At 71.1% G+C, this 21426-nt stretch carries 25 protein-coding genes; 12 read left to right on the plus strand and 13 right to left on the minus strand.

What is annotated here, in order from left to right; translation table 11 throughout:
* Nucleotides 1–145: 145 nt before the first annotated feature.
* The 5 genes from argS (at nt 146) to ACZ6JT_RS13685 (ending at nt 5305) form a co-directional block, all read left to right on the plus strand.
* Complete coding sequence (gene argS, locus ACZ6JT_RS13665) at nt 146–1906, plus strand: arginine--tRNA ligase (protein WP_469209514.1); 1761 nt, start codon at nt 146–148, stop codon at nt 1904–1906.
* A 149-nt stretch (nt 1907–2055) separates the two neighbouring features.
* The gene (locus tag ACZ6JT_RS13670) at nt 2056–3555 is read left to right on the plus strand and encodes a hypothetical protein (protein WP_469209515.1); all 1500 of its coding nucleotides are present in this window, start codon (nt 2056–2058) and stop codon (nt 3553–3555) included.
* Between the two features lie 115 nt (nt 3556–3670).
* Complete coding sequence (locus ACZ6JT_RS13675; RefSeq protein WP_388475414.1) at nt 3671–4018, plus strand: DUF6247 family protein; 348 nt, start codon at nt 3671–3673, stop codon at nt 4016–4018.
* A complete protein-coding gene (locus ACZ6JT_RS13680) occupies nt 4015–4305 on the plus strand; it encodes a hypothetical protein (RefSeq protein ID WP_469209516.1) in 291 nt (96 codons plus the stop codon). The genes ACZ6JT_RS13675 and ACZ6JT_RS13680 overlap by 4 nt, the downstream gene beginning before the upstream one ends.
* A gap of 202 nt (nt 4306–4507) precedes the next feature.
* Nucleotides 4508–5305: a VOC family protein gene (locus ACZ6JT_RS13685; RefSeq protein ID WP_469209673.1), complete on the plus strand. Its 798-nt coding sequence runs from the start codon at nt 4508–4510 to the stop codon at nt 5303–5305.
* A gap of 49 nt (nt 5306–5354) precedes the next feature.
* Here the strand turns inward: ACZ6JT_RS13685 and ACZ6JT_RS13690 are convergent, their stop codons facing one another.
* The 3 genes from ACZ6JT_RS13690 to ACZ6JT_RS13700 are packed head-to-tail and all read right to left on the minus strand — an operon-like array spanning nt 5355 to nt 8562.
* Nucleotides 5355–7742: a tetratricopeptide repeat protein gene (locus ACZ6JT_RS13690; RefSeq protein WP_469209517.1), complete on the minus strand. Its 2388-nt coding sequence runs from the start codon at nt 7740–7742 to the stop codon at nt 5355–5357.
* Nucleotides 7742–8155, minus strand: coding sequence for a hypothetical protein (locus ACZ6JT_RS13695; protein ID WP_469209518.1), 414 nt, complete (start codon nt 8153–8155; stop codon nt 7742–7744). The genes ACZ6JT_RS13690 and ACZ6JT_RS13695 overlap by 1 nt, the downstream gene beginning before the upstream one ends.
* 35 nt (nt 8156–8190) lie before the next feature.
* The gene (locus ACZ6JT_RS13700) at nt 8191–8562 is read right to left on the minus strand and encodes an ATP-binding protein (RefSeq protein ID WP_469209675.1); all 372 of its coding nucleotides are present in this window, start codon (nt 8560–8562) and stop codon (nt 8191–8193) included.
* A gap of 179 nt (nt 8563–8741) precedes the next feature.
* On the opposite strand from ACZ6JT_RS13700, the gene ACZ6JT_RS13705 reads away from it, so the two are divergent.
* From ACZ6JT_RS13705 to ACZ6JT_RS13720, 4 genes are read left to right on the plus strand one after another with little or no spacing between them, the layout of a single operon-like run.
* Complete coding sequence (locus ACZ6JT_RS13705; protein WP_469209519.1) at nt 8742–9527, plus strand: helix-turn-helix domain-containing protein; 786 nt, start codon at nt 8742–8744, stop codon at nt 9525–9527.
* On the plus strand, nt 9524–9703 hold the full coding sequence (locus tag ACZ6JT_RS13710; protein WP_469209520.1) for a DUF397 domain-containing protein: 180 nt from the start codon (nt 9524–9526) through the stop codon (nt 9701–9703). Before ACZ6JT_RS13705 ends, ACZ6JT_RS13710 begins: the two co-directional genes overlap by 4 nt.
* Nucleotides 9700–10905, plus strand: coding sequence for a hypothetical protein (locus ACZ6JT_RS13715; protein ID WP_469209522.1), 1206 nt, complete (start codon nt 9700–9702; stop codon nt 10903–10905). The genes ACZ6JT_RS13710 and ACZ6JT_RS13715 overlap by 4 nt, the downstream gene beginning before the upstream one ends.
* A complete protein-coding gene (locus tag ACZ6JT_RS13720) occupies nt 10889–11659 on the plus strand; it encodes an alpha-ketoglutarate-dependent dioxygenase AlkB (protein WP_469209524.1) in 771 nt (256 codons plus the stop codon). Before ACZ6JT_RS13715 ends, ACZ6JT_RS13720 begins: the two co-directional genes overlap by 17 nt.
* Here the strand turns inward: ACZ6JT_RS13720 and ACZ6JT_RS13725 are convergent.
* A complete protein-coding gene (locus ACZ6JT_RS13725; protein WP_469209526.1) occupies nt 11642–12418 on the minus strand; it encodes a TetR/AcrR family transcriptional regulator in 777 nt (258 codons plus the stop codon). The two genes, ACZ6JT_RS13720 and ACZ6JT_RS13725, sit on opposite strands and share 18 nt — an antisense overlap.
* A gap of 102 nt (nt 12419–12520) precedes the next feature.
* Here ACZ6JT_RS13725 and ACZ6JT_RS13730 point away from each other — a divergent pair, with 102 nt between their 5' ends.
* Together ACZ6JT_RS13730 and ACZ6JT_RS13735 are read left to right on the plus strand one after the other, a co-directional pair.
* Nucleotides 12521–13456: an ABC transporter ATP-binding protein gene (locus ACZ6JT_RS13730; protein ID WP_469209528.1), complete on the plus strand. Its 936-nt coding sequence runs from the start codon at nt 12521–12523 to the stop codon at nt 13454–13456.
* Nucleotides 13453–14208 (plus strand): ABC transporter permease, encoded by a 756-nt coding sequence (locus ACZ6JT_RS13735; protein WP_469209530.1) that lies wholly within the window; start codon nt 13453–13455, stop codon nt 14206–14208. Before ACZ6JT_RS13730 ends, ACZ6JT_RS13735 begins: the two co-directional genes overlap by 4 nt.
* A gap of 51 nt (nt 14209–14259) precedes the next feature.
* Here ACZ6JT_RS13735 and ACZ6JT_RS13740 read toward each other — a convergent pair whose 3' ends face one another.
* From ACZ6JT_RS13740 to ACZ6JT_RS13775, 8 genes are all read right to left on the minus strand, one after another.
* Nucleotides 14260–14532 carry a DUF1876 domain-containing protein gene (locus tag ACZ6JT_RS13740; protein ID WP_030722627.1) on the minus strand — a complete coding sequence of 91 codons (273 nt, stop codon included), beginning with the start codon at nt 14530–14532 and terminating at the stop codon, nt 14260–14262.
* An 89-nt stretch (nt 14533–14621) separates the two neighbouring features.
* Nucleotides 14622–15278, minus strand: a complete 657-nt coding sequence (locus tag ACZ6JT_RS13745) for a contact-dependent growth inhibition system immunity protein (RefSeq protein ID WP_469209532.1) — start codon at nt 15276–15278, stop codon at nt 14622–14624.
* 12 nt (nt 15279–15290) lie between these two features.
* Nucleotides 15291–15590, minus strand: coding sequence for an RNase A-like domain-containing protein (locus tag ACZ6JT_RS13750; RefSeq protein ID WP_469209534.1), 300 nt, complete (start codon nt 15588–15590; stop codon nt 15291–15293).
* A 12-nt stretch (nt 15591–15602) separates the two neighbouring features.
* The gene (locus ACZ6JT_RS13755) at nt 15603–16178 is read right to left on the minus strand and encodes a hypothetical protein (RefSeq protein ID WP_469209535.1); all 576 of its coding nucleotides are present in this window, start codon (nt 16176–16178) and stop codon (nt 15603–15605) included.
* 17 nt (nt 16179–16195) lie between these two features.
* A complete protein-coding gene (locus ACZ6JT_RS13760) occupies nt 16196–16786 on the minus strand; it encodes a hypothetical protein (protein WP_469209537.1) in 591 nt (196 codons plus the stop codon).
* Between the two features lie 8 nt (nt 16787–16794).
* Complete coding sequence (locus tag ACZ6JT_RS13765; protein ID WP_469209539.1) at nt 16795–18618, minus strand: RNase A-like domain-containing protein; 1824 nt, start codon at nt 18616–18618, stop codon at nt 16795–16797.
* Complete coding sequence (locus ACZ6JT_RS13770) at nt 18618–18923, minus strand: WXG100 family type VII secretion target (RefSeq protein WP_469209541.1); 306 nt, start codon at nt 18921–18923, stop codon at nt 18618–18620. The genes ACZ6JT_RS13765 and ACZ6JT_RS13770 overlap by 1 nt, the downstream gene beginning before the upstream one ends.
* A 23-nt stretch (nt 18924–18946) precedes the next feature.
* Nucleotides 18947–19333: a WXG100 family type VII secretion target gene (locus ACZ6JT_RS13775; protein WP_030721301.1), complete on the minus strand. Its 387-nt coding sequence runs from the start codon at nt 19331–19333 to the stop codon at nt 18947–18949.
* Nucleotides 19334–19462: 129 nt separating this feature from the next.
* On the opposite strand from ACZ6JT_RS13775, the gene ACZ6JT_RS13780 reads away from it, so the two are divergent.
* Nucleotides 19463–19807 (plus strand): hypothetical protein, encoded by a 345-nt coding sequence (locus tag ACZ6JT_RS13780; protein WP_469209544.1) that lies wholly within the window; start codon nt 19463–19465, stop codon nt 19805–19807.
* Nucleotides 19808–19813: 6 nt separating this feature from the next.
* Here the strand turns inward: ACZ6JT_RS13780 and hemB are convergent, their stop codons facing one another.
* On the minus strand, nt 19814–20812 hold the full coding sequence (gene hemB / locus ACZ6JT_RS13785) for a porphobilinogen synthase (protein ID WP_362401935.1): 999 nt from the start codon (nt 20810–20812) through the stop codon (nt 19814–19816).
* Nucleotides 20813–21426 lie beyond the last annotated feature (614 nt).

The following is a 21426-nucleotide window of genomic DNA, read 5'->3' on the forward strand; positions in this document are numbered from 1 at the left end:
ATTCTCCCAGACGGAACAGGCCGCTCCGGGGTTGCTTCCGCCCAGTGATATCCCGCGAAACGGATGGCGCCCGCGTGGGATACTCGGCACTTGTCGGAAGACCCAAGTACCGCCCACGTACAGAACCTCACAGGAACGGCAGCTCATGGCCTCGGTCCCTTCGCTCGCTTCGTCCGTCAACCAGCGCGTCGCCGACGCCCTTGCCTCCGCGCTGCCGGAGGCCGGTGGCGCGGACCCGCTGCTGCGACGAAGCGACCGGGCCGACTTCCAGGCCAACGGCATCCTGGCGCTCGCGAAGAAGGCGAAGGCCAACCCGCGCGAGCTGGCCACGACCGTGGTCGAGGGCATCGCGACCGGTGACCTGATCCAGGAGATCGAGGTCTCGGGTCCGGGCTTCCTCAACATCACCATCACCGACAGGGCGATCATCGAGACGCTGGCGGCGCGTGCGCTCGACGACCGTCTCGGTGTGCCGCTCGCGGAGAACCCGGGCACCACGGTGATCGACTACGCGCAGCCGAACGTCGCCAAGGAGATGCACGTCGGGCACCTGCGGTCGGCCGTGATCGGTGCGGCGATGGTGGAGATCCTGGAGTTCACGGGCCAGAAGGTGGTCCGTCGCCACCACATCGGCGACTGGGGCACCCAGTTCGGCATGCTCATCCAGTACCTGCTGGAGCACCCGCACGAGCTGGACCACAAGTCCGAGGAGGAGGTCTCCGGCGAGGAGGCCATGTCCAACCTCAACCGCCTGTACAAGGCCTCGCGCGGCCTCTTCGACTCCGACGAGGAGTTCAAGACGCGGGCCCGGGCGCGGGTGGTGGACCTCCAGGCGGGCGACCCGGAGACCCTGGCCCTGTGGCAGCGGTTCGTGGACGAGTCGAAGATCTACTTCTACTCCGTCTTCAACAAGCTGGACATGGACATCCAGGACCCCGACGTGGTCGGCGAGTCCGGCTACAACGACATGCTGGTGGAGACCTGCAAGCTGCTGGAGGAGTCGGGCGTCGCCGTCCGCTCCAACGGCGCGCTGTGCGTGTTCTTCGACGACGTCAAGGGCCCGGACGGCAACCCGACCCCGCTGATCGTGCAGAAGTCGGACGGCGGCTTCGGCTACGCGGCGACCGACCTGTCGGCGATCCGCGACCGCGTGGCCAACCTGGGCGCGACCGAGCTGATCTACGTGGTCGACGCGCGGCAGTCCCTGCACTTCAAGATGGTCTTCGAGACGGCCCGCCGCGCGGGCTGGCTGAACGACGAGGTCAAGGCCGTGCAGCTGGCCTTCGGCACCGTCCTCGGCAAGGACGGCAAGCCGTTCAAGACCCGTGAGGGCGAGACGGTCCGGCTGGTGGACCTCCTGGACGAGGCCATCGACCGCGCGGCGGCCGTCGTACGGGAGAAGGCCCAGGACCTGTCCGAGGCCGAGATCGGCGAGCGGGCGGTCCAGGTCGGCATCGGCGCGGTGAAGTACGCGGACCTCTCCACCTCGGCGGCGCGCGACTACAAGTTCGACCTCGACCAGATGGTGTCGCTGACCGGTGACACGTCCGTGTACCTCCAGTACGCGTACGCCCGTATCCAGTCCATCCTGCGCAAGTCGGGGGAGGCGAAGCCCGCTGCCCACCCGGAGCTGGCCCTCGCCCCGGCCGAGCGTGCCCTGGGTCTGCACCTGGACCAGTTCGGCGAGCTCATCGCCGAGGCGTCGTCGGAGCACGCGCCGCACAAGCTGGCGGCGTACCTCTACCAGCTGGCGTCGTTCTACACGACCTTCTACTCGGAGTGCCCGGTCCTGAAGGCGGACACCCCGCAGCAGGTGGAGAACCGGCTGTTCCTGTGCGACCTGACGGCCCGCACCCTCACCAAGGGCATGGCCCTGCTCGGGATCCGGACGCCCGAGAAGCTCTGACGTCCGGACTCCGGACACAACGCACCAAAGGTCAACGACCCCGGCAGCCGCTGCCGGGGTCGTTGGCGTTTCGTGATGTTCAAGCCATCAACTTTCACGCCGACCCCACTAATCTGATCACGTTCAAAATTATGTGTGGGGGGAAACAAATGAAGAAGATCAAGCGCATGGCCGCGGTCGCCGCGGTGGCCGTGGCCGGACCGACCGTCCTGACCGCCGCGCCCGCCATGGCCGCCGACCAGCCGGCCGTGATCGTTCCTGATGTGGCGCCGAAGGACGACGCCACCGCCGACGCCGGTGCGCCGACCACGCCCGTCGCCGACAAGCCGGGCGCCGACAAGCCCGCCGCGGACAAGCCCGTCGCCGACAAGCCCGTCGCGGACAAGCCGGCGCCCGTCGTCGAGTCGCCCGCGCCGACCACCCCGGCCCCGGCGCCCGCCGAGCAGCCCGCGAAGGACGTCAAGCCGGCCGCGGACCAGCAGAAGGTCGACGCCGACGGCATCATGATGGGCCCCGAGGTCACCGTCTCGGGCCTCCCGAAGAACGGCTTCAAGCCGGGCGGCGACTGGACCCAGCTGAAGGTCACCGTCGACAACTCGGGCGGCGACTGGGTCAACGGGCTCCAGCCGCACCTCTCGATCGGCAAGGCCGACGGCAAGCTGAAGGCCGGCCACTACGAGATCGAGACCCGCATCGTCCGCACGGACGGCAGCAGCTACTGGTGGCCCGCCACGGCGCTCGGCAAAGACGGCGACGACTCCAGCATGCTCGGCTACTTCATCGGCACCGTCGGCACCCTCGACCGTGGCGCGAGCTACGACCTCGACGTGCGGATCCGCTTCACCGCGGACGCCCCGCGCGTCAACTTCGAGATGTACACCGACGCCGTGAGCATCAGCGCCGACGGCTGGAACTGGGGCCCCGCCAGCTGGTACAACGCCAAGATCGAAGGCGCCGAGGACGGCGAAGAGGACCCGTTCGTCGAAGGCCCCGCGCTGACGGTGAACGGCGTACCGGAGACCGTCAAGGCCGGCGGCGACTGGACCAACCTGTCCGTCCGCGTCGACAACTCCGGCAAGAAGGCCCTGGACGGCTTCAACGTCGGCCTGGTCCTGGCCCGGCCGGACTGGGTCCCGATGAAGGGCTCCCAGGTCAAGGTCGAGGTCCTGAGCAAGGACAAGAACGGCAAGGCCGGCTGGCACGAGGCCGAGATCCGGTCCGAGGAGGAGGGCGTGTTCCTCGGGGTCGACCTCGCGGGCGGCCCCGTCGCGGCCGGCCAGAGCTTCGACATCCAGGTCCGCCTCCGCCTGACGGCCGACGCGCCGCTCGGCGACCTCCGCATCTCCTCCTGGGGCTCCTCCCAGGTCGGCCCGGAGACCCCGAAGCCGTGGGCGCAGTCGCACTCCAAGTCCCGCCTGACGAAGATCGTCGCTGCCGACCCGGCCACCGGTGACAACGGCAACCAGCCGAAGCCGAACGGCGGCTCCAAGCCGATCGTCGACGACACCACCGGCCACACCGGTGGCGAACTCGCCGCCACCGGCGCCGACGCGGCGACCACCTGGGCCCTCGGCGGCGCGGGCGTGGCCCTCGCCATGGGCGCCGCCCTGGTCGCGGGCACCGGCCGCCGCCGCCGCACCACCGCCTGAGCCGACACCCGGCGGCCCCGCCACCCACACGGGTGGCGGGGCCGCCGCATTTTCCGGGCCGGGTCCGAGCCCGACGGCTAGGGTGGAGGGCGTCCGATCCGAGGAGGAACCGGAAATGACGACCGCGACGCCTGCGCCCGGCGGATCAGTGCCGCCGATGCCGGAGTACACGCCGAAGGCCCTGCGCGCCGCCATAGCCGCCCGCACCCCGGCCCTCCTACCGGACTTCGACGCCGCCTGGCGACAGCAGATCGCCGACACGTACGACATCGGGCCCGTTCCCGCGTTCATGGCCCGCTGGTGGGGTGAGTACGCTCTCGCCCGCGACCCGGAGCTCGACCGCCGCGTCAATGACCTCGAAGCCCGGGCAGCCGAGGCCACGGACGCCGAAGCGGCCCGCAAACTCCTCGACGAGGCCTCGCGCATCCGCCACGAGCTGCGCGGCCTGGAGCCCGGCGAGTGAGCGAGGAGTTCACCGGGCCGCCGTGGGCGGTGGACTGCACGCAGGACGCCGAGAAGTACCGGCTCGCCCTCGCCGACGCGCCCCGCAAGGCGCTCTGGGAAGCCCTCTTCGAGTTGCGGACCGCCCGGAATCCGTACCGTGGCGACCATGTGGAGCCCGCGCGATCCACGGTGCCCCGCGGCCCGCACATCGCGTACTTCGACGGCTACCGGGGGTGGATCCTGTTCACGTTCCTACCCCGGGTGGCCGAGCCCCAGATCGTGGTGGAGGAGATCTTCTGGCAGTAGGCGGCACTCCTTGCGCTGCCGCGACATGATCGCGGCGTGACTCGGTCGCGGAGAACCGTCTGCCCTGTCGACCGCTTCCCCTGGACGGCGGCGCGCCGCGCCCCGCAGGCGTCACCCGAACGGCCCGATTGTGTCCGTGCGCCACGGGTAGGGGACGGCCCGTCCTTCCCCCATCCGACCACCGGAGGCCTCCGTGCCCGACATGAACGGCCCCTACAAGCCCGGCACCCCCTGCTGGATCGACCTGATGGTCCCCGACCAGCAGGCCGCCCTCGACTTCTACGGCGGCCTCTTCGGCTGGCAGGGCGAGATCGGCCCGGCCGAACAGGGCGGCTACTCCGTCTGCACCCTCAAGGGCAAGCCGGTCGCCGGCATCATGAAGGCGAGCAACCCCGACGGCACCGTCCCGGACCCGATGCCGCCGACCGTGTGGACCACGTACCTGGCCACCGACTCCCTCGACTCCACCCTCAAGCAGGTCACCGACGCCGGCGGCTCGGTGATGATGGGCGCGATGGACGTCATGGACCTCGGCCGGATGGCCGTGATCACCGACCCCACCGGCGCCGCCGTCGGCCTGTGGCAGGCCGGCACCTTCGACGGCGCCGGCATCGTCAACGAGCACGGCGCCCTCATCTGGAGCGAGCTGAACACCGCCGACGTCCCCGCCGCGGCCGCGTTCTACACCTCCGTGCTGCCCGTCACCACGGCCCGGTCCACGATGCCGGACGCCGGCGACTACACCGAGTTCCAGGTCGACGGCCGCGCCGTCGGCGGGATGATGGACCTGACCAAGCTGCCGGCGGGGGTGCCGCCGCACTGGATGCCGTACTTCCACGTGGACGACGTCGACGAGATCCAGGCCGCCGCCGTACGGGCCGGAGGCAGCGTCAAGGCCCCGGCCTTCGACATGGCGGCGGGCCGGATGGCCGTCCTCGCCGACCCCCAGGGCGGCGTCTTCTCGGTGATCACGGCAACCGCCCCGGACCAGGTCGACTGAGCTGACCTGATGTCACCCGGCGCACGGGGAACCCTCCCCCGTGCGCCCCTCACCTCGTGAACCGGTGCCACCAGCGGCGCCGGGCCGCCTCACGCGCGTCCGCGGCCTCCCGTCGGCACTTGGCCTCCCGCTCCGCGTCCCCGGCCGCGGCGAAGCCCGCCGCGGCCCGCTCGAAGGCCTCCTCCGCCTCCGTGAAGCGCCCCAGGCCGGCCAGGGTGCCCGCCAGTGCCCGTACCGCACCGGCCCGGTCGGCCTGGTCCCCTGCGGGGTCCAACAGCGCGCATGCCCGCTCGTGCGCCTCCAGCGCCTGCGTCCAGTGCCCCTCCAGCTGGTGCAGCACGCCCAGGTTGACGAGCACCGTGCCTTCGCCGTGCCGGTCACCGGCCGCCCTGAAGAGGCTCAGCGCCTCCTCCAGACGGGGCCGCACCTCGCGCGACGACCCCGTGGACAGCAGCGAGGAAGCGATCGCGTTCAGCGTCCACCCCATCCGGGTCCGGTTGCCCAGCGCCCTCAGGATGGCGAGCGCCTCTTCCAGCACCGCCAAGGACTCCTCACGCTCCCCCACCTGCCAGAGCGCGCTGCCGAGAGCCCGCAAAGCGCTGGCCTCGCGATGCCTGTCCCCCAGCACCCGCATGACGAGGAGACCCTGCCGGTGGGCCTCGATCGCCTCGTCCGTCCGCCCCAGTTGCTGGAGGTTGTCGGCCAGCCCCACCCACGCAGCGCCCTGCGCGTGCACGACCCCCAGCTCACGGAAGATGTCCAGCGCCCCTTGGTGCGCTTCCCGTGCCTCCTCGAAACGGTTCGTCGCTGCGTACGCGATGCCCAGCAGGTTCAGCGCCCTGCCCTCCCCCTCCCTGTGGGAGGTCTCCCGGAGCAGGGCGAGTGCCTCCGTCAGCCGCTCGACGGCCTCCGGCCAGAGCAGCGCCTGGCCGAGCGCACTGCCGAGGTCGCACAACGCGACGCCGGTGTCGTCGGGCGTACCCGCCGTGCGCACGTGGGCGAGCACCTGGCGGGCCATCAACAAGCGTTCCTGCCCGTGCCCGTAGAGCTGGAGGTAGGGCGCCAGGAGGTCGGCCAGCGTCACGGCGGTGTCCAGCCGGCCGCTGTCGGCGGCGAAGCCCACCGCGGCCACCAGCGTCGGACGCTCCGTGTCGAGCCAGTCCAGCGCCTGCGCCACCGTCGGCAGTCCCGGCCCGCTGCTGCCCGGACCGTTCACGCCCAGGACCGCCTGGGCCACTTCGGTGTCGAAGCACAGGCTCGCCAGGAAGGTGTCCGTCACCTCCTCCCGCCCGTCCTCCTCCGCGCACTCCTCGCCCCGCTCCAGCGCGTACAGCCGCAGCAGGTCGTGCATCCGCCACCGCCCCGAGCCCACCGGCTGCTCGGTCAGCAGGCTGGCCCGTACGAGCGCGGCCAGCTTGGGCCGTACGTCCTCGCCCTCGCCGGTGAGCAGGCCGGCGTACTCGGTGCGGCAGTCCGGGCCGGGGTTCACCGTCAGCAGCCGGAAGACCCGCGCCTGGTCGGCGGGCAGCCGCGCGTACGAGAGGTCGAACGCGGCCCGCACCCCCACCGGTACGCCGCCCTCGTCGAAGGTCAGCGCCTCCAGCCGGCTCCGGGCTTCGGCCAGCCGCTGTGCCAGCTCCCCCGCTGACAGGCCGGGATCGCCCGCCAGCACCGCCCCCGCCACCGCGAGGGCCAGCGGCAGCCGTCCGCACCGCCGCGCGATGTCGGCCAGGGCCTCCGGCTCCCGTACGGGACGCGGGTCGTCCGGCCACGCACGCAGCACCGCGTCGGCGAGGAGTTCCGCCGCGGGCCCCTCCGCCAGCTCGTCCAGCGGGAGCACCCGCCCCGCGAACCCGGGCGCCACGAGCCGGTGCCGCGAGGTCACCAGGAGCCGGTGCGTGTCGGCGGCCGGTACGAGGTCGCGCACCTGCCCGACCGCACCCGCGTCGTCGGCCACGATCAGCACCCGCTGCCCGGCCTGGGCGAAGGCCGCCAGCTTCGCCCGGTACAGCGCCAGCCGGCCCTCCGGCGACTCCGGCAGGTCCGTGTCACGGACGCCCAGGTGGCGCAGCACCTCCTGGACCGCCTGCGACCCGCTCACCCCGCCGTCGGGGGCGTAGCCGCGCAGCGACAGGAAGAACACGCGGTCGCCGAACCAGCCCAGCTCCACCGCCCGGTGGGCCGTCGACACCGCCAGCGCGCTCTTGCCGACGCCGGCCAGCCCGGCCACCACGACGACCGGCGGGCCGCCCTCCGCGAGCAGGCCCACCAGTTCCTTGACCGGGCCGTCGCGCCCGACCAGGGCCGGGGGTGCGTCGGGCAGGCCGAGCAGCGCCCGGGGCGCGGGGCCGGCGCCGGGCGCGTAGGTGATGTGGTCGCCGGCGACCTGGGTGATCCGCGCGTTCCCGTCGGCGCGGGCCCACTGCTCGTTGCCCACTAGGGGGTGGGGGTGGTGGGCGTGGTGGCCGTGGTACCCGTGCCCGTGCCGGGGGTCGGGTCGGTGGTCTGCCGCACCCGGGAGTCCCCGTCGGCCCGTGCCCACTGGTCCACGAGGTCCGGCGCCGAGCCTCCGCCGGACTGGCTGATCTGACCGGTCCCCGAGGCTCGGGCCCGCTGCCGTACGACGCGCTGCCCGACGCCGGCGGCGCCCGGCCCGCTGCTCGCCCACCAGGCCCCGGCGAGCCCGAAGGCCGCCGCCATGGCCCCGGCGAAGCCCGCGGCCGCCGCCACCTTGTCGGAGTCCTTGTCCGGCAACCAGCCGAAGGGGTCCGCCTGGCCCAGCCTGAAGCTGAGCAGGAACACGATCGCCGTGCCCCCGACGACGACAGCCCACCGCAACGGACGTGACACTGGCCCCCCTTGATGCGTCTTCCGAGCATCCGAAGCTAGCAGGCAGCCCCGCGGAACTCGCACCAGACGACCTTCCCGGGCGTCCGGGCCAGCGCTCCCCAGTCGTCGGAGAGCGCGGCGACGAGCGTCAGCCCGTGCCCGTGCGGTCGCCCGGTGATCCGGGAGAACCCGGGCCCGGTGTCGTGCACCTCGATGCGGACGGTCCCGTCCTCGATGCCGAACAGGCGCAGCAGGTAGCCGCGGCCGCGCGGGACCCCGTACCGCAGCGCGTTGGTCGCCAGCTCGCTCACGCAGAGCAACATGTCGTCGAGACGTTCGGTGGCCCCCCACGCCCGCAAGGTGTCATGTGTGAAGTGCCGTGCAGCTGCGACGGATCGGGGTGAGCGCAGGTAGAGACGCTCGCGCATGAGCGCCGCCTGAATAGTTGGATTCACGGGACGATCGTCGCGTTGCGTGACTAGCGTGTGGCTGAGCGCCGACCCGTACTCCTTGATGAGTACGGGTCCGCACGGGGTATTCCGCGCACGTGGGTGGGGAGTTCGCTGTCATGCCACCGAGGAAACGAGCACGGCCGAACGCGACGACCATGAAGATGGTCGGAGCGCAGGTGGCCGCCGCCCGCATCGCCAAGAACCTGACCCAGAAACAGCTCGGAGAGCTGGTCCGGCTGGATGCGGAGACCATCGCCTCCATCGAACAGGGCCGGCGGACTCTTATGCCTCCCGTCGCGGAGCTGATGGACCTGCACCTGGGCCTGCCGGGTCTGCTGACCGTGGCGGCGCTCGAGATGCCCGAGCGGGATGCGAGCCCTCCCTGGTCGGAGGAGTACATGGATCTCGAGAAGCAGGCCGTTGCCCTCAACTGGTACGAGAGCATGGTCATTCCGGGAGTCCTCCAGACCGAGAACTACATGCGGGCTCTATTCCGCTGCCGCGTACCGGCCTTCCTCCCAGAGGAGATCGAGGCGCTGATCGTCCGACGACTCTCCCGGGTGCAGATGCTGCATCAGCAACACCCGCCGAGCGTCTCTTTCGTGATCTCGGAAACGGGACTCCGCGACAGGATCGGCGGCGACGCGGTCTGGGCCGAACAGGTGCGCAACCTGCTGGCCTGCATGGAGCTTCCCCACGTCACCATGCAGATTCTGCCGCTCGGCCAGACGTACCATCCGGCCCTCTCCGGCTCATTCACCATGCTGGAAACACCTGAACACGTGCACCGCGGCTACTTCGAAGGTCAGCGTGGCAGCAAGCTCGTCACCGACCCCGACGACGTCAGCATCCTGGCGCAGCGGTATGCCATGCTGCGAACCCAGGCCCTCAACCCTGTTGAAACAAAGGGCCTGCTGGAGCGCATGCTAGGAGAGCTATGAGCACCACACTGAAGTGGTTCAAGTCCAGCTACAGCAGCCCCGACGGCGACCAGTGCGTAGAGGTCGCCCAAGGCGTGAGCCAGGTGCACGTGCGGGACTCGAAGGTCCAGGACGGCCCCGTCCTGGGCCTCGCCCCGGCGAGCTGGGCGGCGCTCACCGGCTGGCTGGCTCGATGACGGAAGCCCGCATCGATGATGCGAGCAACGTACTGGTCGCGCCGTCGACGCTGCACGACCACGACCTGGTCAGGGACTTCTTCGGGTCCGTGATCACGCCGCAGGACCTCGCCTCCGGTGCACCCGACCTTGCGCGCAAGACCGTCTACCTGTGTGGCGACGTAGCCACACTCCACAGCGGCCAACTGGACTCGGCTGGGCGGGTGTTCGTCGTCCGGGAGCTGTCGCGTGGTTACGCCGACACGCCCTGGGCCCCCGTCGGTGTCGGCCGCGTTCCCGTCCGGGTGCACGGCGCAGGCGTGTACTACCGGCGCTTCTTCGACCTCGACGCCGATCACTTCGGACGGATCCGCGCGGAGCACGCCTTCCAGTCCCTGACGGAGTCCACCAAGCCCGGAACGGCCCACCGCAGCGGCATCTATCTGACGCCCGTCGAGCAGAACGGCGACGAGCTGCATTTCCGCCTGCTGCGGTGCTCCACGAACCTCTCGGGGCCGACCGAGGGCTTCCGCGCGACCGACACCCGCATCGTCGAGGCGCTGAATCGCGAGGCCGCCACCGTCTTCCGGGGCCACGCACCGCTGAACCACGTTCTCGCGCAGATCTACCACAACACCCTTGCCACGGCCGACCGCAAGCAGTCCAAGGCCAGGATTTCGGCGCATGCCGACAAGACCAAGGACATGCCCGTCAACGGCGTCATGGCCTTCTGCACCTTCTACGACGGGCTCGAAAAGCTGCGCCCGCTGGCCGAAGACGCCTTCGACTACGGCGTGAAGCGCGCCAGCGGGCTGACCAGACTCCGCTTCCGCCTCAAGGAGCCCATCGGGGAAGGCGAGGGGGTAGAACTCCCCCCGCAGTTCGACCTGACGCTCTATCCCGGCTCCGTGTTCTTCATGCCGCTGTCCACCAACCGTCTGTACACCCACGAGATCCGGCCTTCGACGCTGGACGCCGAAACCCTCCCGACCCGCCTGGGGTACGTGGTGCGCTGTTCGAGCGCCGAGGCCGTTCACAAGGACGGCCAGACGTTCCTCAAAGCGGCCGGGGACCTGGTGAAGCTGGGGCCGCCCACGCCGGAGGGCATGGACGAGCTGCGCAGGCTGTACGCCGAGGAGAACAGGACCTCGTCCTTCATCGACTACGGCGACGCATTCCTCTTCAGCATGAACACGGGAGACTACGTTGCCCCCCGGATCTAGGATCTCCGACGAGATCATCTCGTACTCGTTGCCGGCCGCACCGGATCTCTTCGCGGAGCTGTCCGCCTCGGTTCGTCTGGAAGACGTGGGAAAGGGCCGGCAAGGTGCCGTGCTCGCCAGGATCGACGAGTCGGGGGGTGTGCCTCTCGTACGGACCACCACTCGATACGGCAGCCCGGCGCAACGTTTCCGCACGGTGCACGAGCGGCTGGCGCAGCAGATCCAGGAACATGCGGCGATACCGGTCGGCTTCAACAACGCTCTCATCGAGAGCTACACCAATGCCTACCGGACCATGGGCGGCCATTCCGACCAGGCTCTGGATCTGGCCGCCGAGTCCTTCATCGCCGTGTTCTCCTGCTACCGGCATCCCGAAGCGGGTCCACCGCGGAAGCTGATGTTCGAGTCGAAAGAGTCCGGCGTCGACACGTTCGAGATCCCTCTCACCCACCACAGTGTCGTCGCGTTCTCCGTCGACTCGAATCGGCGGTTCAAGCACAAGATCGTGCTGGACGCGCCCGTCCCGGCGGCGGACAACCAGTGGTTGGGCGTGACGTTCCGGACGTCGAAGACCCTCGTCCGGTTTCGCGACGGACACGCGTACCTCCCGCAGGGAGCGCGCCTCACAGCGGCCGACGACGAGCAGAGGCGCGAGTTCTACCGCCTACGGCGCCGCGAGAACGAGGAAACGGACTTCCTCTACCCTCCGCTGACGTACACCGTCAGCGAGAGTGATCTACTGCCGCCCGTCTGACCGCCCCGGAGCCGCCGCCAGCGGAGTCAGCCCGTCCAGGATGCGGTCCAGGCCGAAGCGGAACTGGAAGTCCGGCTCGCCGGAGCCGCCGAACGCGTCCGAGGCCAGCAGCCGCGTCACCGCGGGGTGGCTGTCCGGTCCGGTCATGAGCCGCAGCGTGCGGACGTACTGGCCGAGCGCCTGCTCCGGGGCGACCCCGGACTTCACGATGGCGTCCATCATGTCGGCGGCCATCGTGGCCTCGTTCCGTACGAGGCCTCCGATGAGGATGATCGTCGACAGCTTCTCGCTCTCGTTCAGGCCCGTGCCGGCCATAGAGGCGAGGCCCCGGTCCATCCAGGCGAGCTGGTTCGGGGAGACGGGCGCGGCGGTGATCGGGATGCGCAGGATCCAGGAGTTGGCCATCAGGACGGCCCGCTGCGCGTACGCCCAGTGCGTCAGCAGCTCACGCCAGCCCCACCCCTCGGCCTCGGGCGGCAGCGGCGGCGGGGCGCCGACGCCCGCGTCCGCCATCAGGACGTAGAGCTCCTCCTTCGCGGCGACGTACCGGTAGAGGGACATGGTCGAGACGCCCAGTTCCTTGGCCACGCGGCCCATGGAGACGGCGTCTACTCCCTCGGCGGCGGCCAGCGCCACCGCCGCCTCCACGATCTTCGGCAGGGTGAGCGTGGGGCGCGGCCCCTTGGCGGGGCGTTCGCGTAGGCCCCAGGCCATTTCCAGGCTCGCCGGGAGCCCTGTCCCGCAGTCCTCGTCCGCCATGTCCGCCCGCTCCTCGATTGACCCCCATCCTAGTTCTGTGTATTACTTACGCAGAAGAGCGTATGGCATACGCAGAAGCAGTCGGGAAGGGAGCACATCCCCATGACCACGCACGCCCCAGGCGACCTCGGCATCCACGCCACCGGTCTGACCAAGGCCTACGGCGACCTCCGCGTCCTCGACGGCATCGACCTCGCCGTCCCGCGCGGCAGCGTCCTCGCCCTCCTCGGGCCCAACGGCGCCGGAAAGACCACCACCGTCCGGATCCTCGCCACCCTCACCGCCGCCGACGCCGGGACCGTCCGCGTCGCCGGACACGACACGGACACCGCACGGGCCCGCGTCCGCGAACGGATCTCCCTCACCGGCCAGTTCGCCGCCCTCGACGAGCTCCTGACCGGCAGCGAGACCCTGCGCATGATGGGCCGGCTCGCCGGGCTCTCCCCACGTACGGCCCGCGCCCGCGCCGACGAGCTGCTCGCCCGCTTCGGCCTCGCCGAGGCCGCCGGCCGCACCGCGAAGACGTATTCGGGCGGCATGCGAAGGCGCCTCGACCTCGCAGCGAGCCTCGTCTCCCGCCCCGAGGTCGTCTTCCTCGACGAGCCGACCAACGGCCTCGACCCGCGCAGCCGCCAGGACCTGTGGGACCTCGTACGGGAACTGCGCGCCGACGGCACCACCGTGCTGCTGACCACCCAGTACCTGGAGGAGGCCGACAGGCTCGCCGACCGCGTCGCCGTCCTCTCCGGCGGCCGCATCGCCGCCGAGGGCACCCCGGCCGAACTGAAGGCGCGCGTCGCCGGACACCGCCTGGACCTGACCCTCGCCACCGGCGCCGCCTACGAGGCCCTCGCCCCGCGCGCCGTCCACCTCGACCCCGACGCACTCACCCTCGGCCTGCCCACCGACGGCACCGCCGCCCACGTCCGGAGCCTGCTCGACGAACTCGACCCGGACCGCACCGCCGTGGACCGCTTCACGGTCCGCAGCGCCACCCTCGACGACGTGTTCCTCACCCTGACGGGAGCCGACCGATGACCGCCGTGCCCGTGAGCGCCCTCGCCCTGGCCGGCCGCAGCCTGCGCATCAGCAGCCGCCGGCCCGACGCGCTGATCGCCGCCCTGATGCTGCCCGTCATGCTGATGCTGATCTTCGTCTACTTCTTCGGCGGGGCCATCGACACCGGCACGACGTACGTGACGTACGTGGTCCCCGGCGCCATGCTGCTCTGCGCGGGCTTCGGCGCGGCGAGCACCGCCGTCAGCGTCGCCGAGGACATGACGAACGGCGTCATCGACCGCTTCCGCTCCCTCGACATCGGCGGCGTCCCGATCCTCGCCGGACACGTCACGGCCTCGGTCCTGCGCAACCTGCTCTCCACCACCCTGGTCCTCGCCGTGGCCCTCGCGATCGGCTTCCGGCCCCAGGCGGGCCCGGCCGCCTTCCTCGCCGCGGCCGGCCTGCTGCTGGCGTACATCACGGCGATCTCCTGGCTGGCCGCCGCACTGGGCCTGCTCGCCAAGTCCCCGGAGGCGGCGGGCGGCTTCACCTTCCTGATGATGTTCCTGCCGTACCCGTCCAGCGCCTTCGTCCCCATCGACACCATGCCCGGCTGGCTGCACGGCTTCGCCGACCACCAGCCGCTGACCCCCGTGATCGAATCCCTGCGCGCCCTGCTCCTGGCACAGCCCGCCGGGGACGCGCCCTGGGTGGCCCTGACCTGGTGCGCGGGCATCACGGCCGCGGCCGTGGTCCTGTCGGCGGTCCTGTTCCGCGGCAGGACGCGCTGAGGGGCTCCTCACCCGGAGAAGCCCCTCGGCACGCCGACGGCGCGTACCCGCTCAGCTGTTGAGCGGGTAGGAATGCCGGCCCGTCGCCTCGTCGATCTCGGCGTGGGCCTTCTGCAGCATCTGCGACGCGAGATCCATGAGCGCGCGAGCACCCGCGATCTCTTCCCCGACCCTCAGCTGCTCCGGGTCGGAGGGGTGACGCAGGGCGTAGCCCCGCGCCTTGATCTCGGAGCCGTCCCCGAGTCTGACCAGGGCCGCCGCACTGGTGCGGTGGCCCTCCTCGGTGAATTCGAGCTCCACATGCCACCCGACGAGCGTGGCCATGGTGCATCACCTCCAGGGGGTCACCCTTCCCTCCAGGGTGCGCCCGCGGCAGGGCCGGCGCGAGCCGGGAGCCCGCCGGCCCCCGGCCGTCAGCCGGCGGTCAGGGCCGCCGCCACCGTCCGGAACCACGCCCCGTACGAGAACGGCTCGGGCGGGTTGACCTCCATGCCGAGCTCCGCGGCGGCCAGGGCGTAGTCGCCCTCGTCCATCGGGAGCGCGATCAGTTCGTGGAGCTCGCCGACGAGGCGAGCGACGATCTGCGGGTCGGTGGTGGCGGCGTAGTCCGCGACCGCGGCCTCGTGGTCGGGGAACTCGTCGACGATGTCCTGCGAGAACCAGCCGCCCAGCAGCTGCGCGGTCTCCGGGAAGCGTGCGTGCCACTCCCAGTGGGTCTGCGGGTTCGCCGGGGGCGGCACCTCGCCGTCCTCGATGCTCTGCTTGAGGTGGTCGGCGAGCACGAACAGCCAGTCGCCGATCGCGGACTGCGGGATCCCGACGTCGGGGACGGCGTAGAACTCGCCGAGGTCGATCCGCAGGCGCCCCGGAGGGTTGCTGCCGTACTCGCGCAGCTGGCGCTCGGCCTCCGCGATGGCCCAGGGGCGGGTGTGCCAGGTGTGGCGCAGGTAGGCGTCCAGCGCACGGCTGCGCTGCTCCGCCGTGTCGTCGGCGGGCTGGCCGAGGTAGGCGCGCAGCACCTGGTCGAGCTCGCCGTAGCGCCGGTCGTGTTCGAGGGGCTTCATGGACACGGTCGGTCGCCTCTACGGGTAGAACGGGACGGTCGTCAGGACGACGAATCCGTACGGGCTGGCGGGCTCACGGCGCAGGACGACGCGGGCGGCGCGGACGTCGACGGGTCCCTGGCCGGCGAGCAGCATCGCCTCCAGCTGCACCCGGCCGACGGGCTCCTCACGGGACGGCCAGGCGGCCTCGAGGGTGAGGCGCGCCCGCGTCCCCTGGGCGAGCCAGCGGTGGATGACCTGCTCGTTGGCGGTCACCACCTGCTGGGTGGCCCACTGCGCGGCCTCCCGGTCGGGGTAGGTGGAGGATCGGGTCAGCATCGGATCATTGTCTCAATTCGCGTTGAACGACCAGAAGACGCCGACCTCGTCCGCCGACACCGCGATCAGGCCGAGGTCCATCATGTAGTCGGTGAAGGGGTGCCCGCCTTCGAGGTCCCGTGCCAGGAAGTCGGGAGCGTCGCAGCCGCGGGCGAGGTCGGAGGAGGTCCAGAACGCCGCATCGGCGCCGAACCGGTCAAGCACGGTCCGGGCGTCCGCGAGCACCGCGTCCCGGTCCTCCCGGGACCGGACCGGGAAGCCCTCGAAGAACCACTCCTGCGCGAACGAGGCGAGCAGGTCGACGGCGGCGCCGGCCGTGATCGGCCGGAGCCCCGCGCGCAGGTCCTCGGCGGACATCGCACGGAACGGGTAGGAGGGGAAGCCGGCCTCCCGTCCCTCCTCGAACGTCTCCGGATCCAGGGCGGACCAGCCCCGCGGATCGGCGACGGACCGCTCCATGACGGCGAGGACGTCCTCGGCCCAGTCCTCGTGCGACCGGGGGCCGCTCCTGGCGAAGGTGAAGACGTCCTCCAGGAGCCGCAGCAGCGCGGCGTCCCAGGTGGCGGCGTCGGTGGATTGCGTCGGCACGGTTTCCTCTCTAGGGCTCAGCAGTCGAATGTCCAGAACAGCCCGACCTCGGTGTCGGAGACGATGACCAGGCCGGCGTCCTCCACGTAGTAGGTCATCGGGGTGTAGCCCCAGTGGGACGCTCCAAAGTCCAGCGTGTCGTCCTTGCGCGCGCCGACGGTGACGTTGGTGTAGCCGGTGAATGTGTCCCCGTAGCGGGCGAGGATGGTGCGGGCCATGTTCTGCAGCTCGTCGAAGCTCTCGGTGAACCTTTCGAGGTTCCGCAGGGTGCAGCCGCCGTCGGTGAGCGCGAGGAGGAGGTTCTCGGCGCTCGCACGGTCGATCTCGTGCGTCCGTTCCCCGATGTCGGCCGGGGTGAGCGGGCGGGGCGGATCGTCCCTGAAGGCCGGGCGGCAGAACGGGACGGCGGGGTGCTCCGCAGTGCGTTCGTGCGCGATCGGGTCGATCCCCGCCCATCCGCGCGGATCGGGGACGGCCCGTTCCATCACGGCGAGCACGTCGGCCCGCCAGTCCTCGCGCTCGCGCGGACCGGTGGCGACGAACGCGAACCCGTCCTCGTAGAGGTCCCGGACCGCCGCTTCCCAGGTGGTGCTGTCGGGGGCGTTCATCAGGGTCCCTACGGGGTCGGGCGGGGCGCGGGCATCGACGTGTAGATGATGTACGGCGGATCGAGGCTGGAATCGTACTTGAGCACGGTCTTGACGTACTGGACGTCGATCGCCTTCGCATTGAGGCCGTGGTCCTTGTAGCCCGTCCCCGGGATCGTGCCGGGGGACCCGTCCTGGTTGGGCGTGGGCTGCTTGGACACGTAGCTGCCGCTGGCCTCGCCGTTGGGCGTCTTGCTCACGAAGGCCTTGTTCTGGCCGTCCTGCGGGTTGGAGGCGAGCCAGGCGTCGATCTCGGACTGCGTCAGCCGCATGTTCTGCTCGGTGAGCCGCTGCGCGTCCGCCATCGTCTTGAAGCTCGACGAACCGCCGATGGTGGGCCTGCTGTTCTCGGGCCACGTGGCGGCCGGCTGGGACTGGTCGCGCAGGCGCTGCGCCAGCTGCTCGTCGGTCTTGCCCACGTGCTTGTCCAAGGTGTGGCCGCCGCCGAGGTACTCGTTGGCCGCGAGGTCGAAGGCCATGTTGCCGTTCGCCCCCGGGACGGTCCACTGCTGCTCGTGCTTGAAGTCGTTGAGCGAGCGGGCGCCGAAGCCGTGGGCGCGGGCGACGCCGGCCTCGAACTTCGGGGCGCTCCGGTGCGCTTCGTCCAGGACGCCCTCAAGCTCGTTCATGCGTGTCGTGAGGCCGTCCACGATGCCCGTGTACTTGTCCACGATCCGGTTGAGCTTGGCCTTGTCCAGCTTCAGGACCGTGTTGACGTCGAACTTCAGCAGGAGCCCGGCGGCCCCGCCGACCCCGCTGGCCACGCTGGTGACCGCGCCGACGATGCTCTTGACGCTGGGCTTCTCCTTGGCCTTCTCCAAGTCCTCGATGATGCTCATGGCAGCCTGCTTCATGGCCCGCTTGAGCTCTTCGAAGACGTCGTGGTTCAGCTCGACGGCGGCTTCCGCGTACTCCCGCAGACAGTCGCTGATCTTGATCGCCACGTCGTTCAGGACGCTCATCACCGGCTGACTGCCCGTGGGCGCCTTCGCCCCGTGCGGACCGGCGGTATGCGCCCACTGGTAGCCGTGCCGGGCCGGACCGGACTGCCCCCAGTCCGTCGCGCCCCACAGCGCACTGCAGAACGTCCGCATGGCCGCTTCCCAGTCCGCCTTCTGGTGGTTGGTGATCGTGCCAATGATCATCGTCAGCTCGGCCGCCGTGTTGCTCGGGACGACCGAGGCGTTCATCCAGCTGTGGCAGTGCGAGTTGAGGTAGTGCTGCTGCGGGAAGGGGTGCACGTCCGCCACCTTGCCGACACGGAAGACGTGCTTCGCGACGGGCTGCAGGACGTCCCGGACGATCTCCGGTATGCCCTCCATCGCGCCGCGGATCAGGTCGTCACCGCCGTCGTCGTCACCCCACTTGATGTCGGGAACGCTGGCGAACTTGGGGTCCTTGTCGATGACCGTGGGGAGCGGGCGCTGCTCCGGGGCCTGCCCGGGCTTGGGGTGGGCCGCCGCATCGGCCTTGGTGTAGGCGTTGGCGGTCTCCGTGAAGCCGACGGCGACACCGCCGATGCTGACCACGCTCTTGCCCAGCACCTCCAGCCAGCGGTTGCCTATCTTCTTGTAGGCCGCCGCGAACTTCTCGGCCTCGGTGCCCGCCCCGCCGGCGTCCGGGTACTTCTGCAGCTCCTGCACGAGCGTGTTCCCACCGCGCATCATGGGGTCCTGCTGACTGGCGACCCGTCCGGAGACGGTCCACAGGCTCGACGGCTTGACGTCGATGTTGCCGCCGCCGGCGGCGGCGGGCGGCTGCGCCGGGGTGGGGCCCGGAGTGGGTCCGGCCATCAGGCGCCGCCTCCCCAGCCCTGGAGCACGGACCTGTTCGCCGCGGCGTAGTTGAGGTGACCCTTGACCACGACCTCGTGCAGCCAGGCCTGCGCGGCCTTGAGGTCCTGGGCCGAGCGGTCCCACTTGTCCAGCTCGTCGATGAAGGCCTGCCGGGCCTCGCCGTCCCAGCTCAGAACGGCCTTCTTGGAGCGCTCGTACAGCAGCTCCAGCTTCTCGTTGAGGTCCTTGAGGATGTCCTCCAGATCCCCCGACAGGCGCTGCAGGGTGGCGAAATCGACAGTTATCCGGTCGTCGTCCGACATGGTGGTGCGGTCCCTCGCTGCTCTCAGATGTCCTGCAGACGGCTGTGCGGGGCGGCCGGCTGGTCCGGCACGGTCAGCTCCGCGGCGGACGCGGTCACGTCCTCCTGGCTCTGGACGCGTCTGAACGCGGCCAGGACCTCCAGCTCCTGGGCCGTGAACCCGTCACGCGAAGCCCTGGTCGCCCGTTCGAGGAGGGCGAGCACCTGCCGGATCCGGACCGCGTCCTCGGCGGCCCCCCGGTGCAGGGCGCGGTACGCCGTTGCCGTGGGCCCTTGCCAGCCCGCCGCGATGCTGTCGACCACGCGGTCCATGTTCCGGATCTGACGCTCCAGATGACCCTGCATCTCGTCGAGGTCGTCCGCGAGTTTGGTGAGGCCGTCCTTCGAGACCCTCAGATCGCCGTCCGTCATGTCCACCCCCTCTTCGGCGCTGCCACGCCAACTACGTACGTACACTCAGGATTTTCGCAGGTGGAGCACCGAGGTCACCTGAGTATGCGCACTCATGTTCCATGTCTTCGCAAGGAGTTCACTGGATCCATGACCCCGGACACCGCCCGCCACCCCCGTGCGTTCGTCGCGCCGCTCGTCTCCACCCTGCTCACGCTGCCGCTCGCGGCGGCCGCGTTCTTCTTCGTCGGACTGTCGCCGATGGCGTGCGACTCCTGCGGTGAGGCGGCGAGCGACCGGTTCGACGCCTCGTACGGCATCGCCTTCCCCGTGTTCGGATCCGGCCTGGCCGCGGTCCTGGTCCTGTTGCTCGCCGCATGGGCCCTGCCCTGGCAGCGGCGCCACGCCGCCGCCAGGGTGTGGCTGGCCGTCATCGCCCCGGCGGCGGTCGTCCTCGACTTCGTCGTCTTCAACGGCCTCGTCGACTGGCCGTAGAGCGGGTCAGGCGTTGCGCAGCCAGCCGGCGACCTCGGTCGCCCAGTAGGTCAGGATCGTGTCGGCGCCCGCCCGCTTGATGCCCAGCAGGGTCTCCAGGATGGCCCGGTCCCGCTCGATCCAGCCCTTCTCCGCGGCCGCCTCGATCATCGCGAACTCGCCGCTGATCTGGTACGCCGCCACCGGGACGTCGACCGCCTGCGCGACCCGGTACAGGATGTCGAGGTAGGGGCCGGCCGGCTTGACCATGACCATGTCCGCGCCCTCCTCCAGGTCGAGGGCCAGCTCCCGCAGGGACTCCCGGGCGTTCGCCGGGTCCTGCTGGTACGTCTTGCGGTCACCCTGGAGCGAGGAGGCGACGGCCTCCCGGAAGGGGCCGTAGAAGGCCGACGAGTACTTCGCCGTGTACGCGAGGATGGACACGTCCTCGTGCCCGGTCTCGTCCAGCGCGTCGCGGATGACCCCGACCTGGCCGTCCATCATCCCGCTCGGGCCCACCACGTGGACGCCCGCGTCGGCCTGGACCTGCGCCATCTCGGCGTACCGCTCCAGCGTCGCGTCGTTGTCCACCCGCCCGTGCTCGTCCAGCACGCCGCAGTGCCCGTGGTCGGTGTACTCGTCCAGGCACAGGTCCGACATGATCACCAGGTCGTCCCCGACCTCGGCCTTCACGTCGCGGATCGCGACCTGCAGGATCCCGTCCGGCTCCGTGCCCGCCGTGCCCAGCGCGTCCTTGTTCTCGTCGGCCGGGACGCCGAACAGCATGATCCCCGCGACCCCCGCCTCGACCGCCTCCACGGCGGCCTTCCGCAGCGTGTCCCGCGTGTGCTGGACGACACCGGGCATCGCCGAGATCGCCAGGGGCTCGCTGATGCCCTCCCGTACGAACGCGGGGAGGATCAGGTCCGACGGGTGCAGCCGGTTCTCCGCGACCATCCGCCGCATCGCCGGGGTGGTGCGCAGCCGGCGGGGCCGCGAGCCGGGGAAGGATCCGTACGTGCTCATCTTCAGTCGCCTCTTCGAGCATCGACAGCAGTCGCACCAAGCGTAGGGGCCACCCGACCACCCCCACCCCCCAGGTCGACTCCGACGCGCCCGGGCCCCAGGGCGCCGAGGCGCGAGCAGCCAAAGCGGCCCGCCCGCCCCCCCCTCGGGCGCTTCCGCCGAGGTCGGGTGCGTGCCGGGCGATCCCCGCCGGCAGCCGGGGCGATCGTGGCAAAGCGCCCAGGCGGGAGCACCCGAAGCGGCCCGCGCCCGGCCGGTCTCGGCGGGGTCGGGTGTGTGCCGGGGCGATCCCCGCAGGGCGCCGAACGCACTTCCGCCCAGTTCTCCGACACCCCGCCACGTTCGGCGCCCGAGGAGACGCCCCGGCGCGCACCCGGCCCCGCCGGAACCGCCCCCACCCCACCCGGCAGGGCAGCCCCCCGGCCACCCGGCCGCACGCCCGCCCGCCCGCCCGGCAGGGCACCCGGCGGAACGGGGGCGGGGGGGGGGGGGGGGGGGGGGGGGGGGGGGGGAGGGGGAGGGGGAGGGGGGGGGGGGGGGGGGGGGGGGGGGGGGTGGGAGGGGGGGGGGGGGGGGGGGGGGGGGGGGGGGGGGGGGGGGGGGGGGGGGGGCGC

It is taken from the genome of Streptomyces sp. NPDC046308 (genome assembly GCF_055588065.1).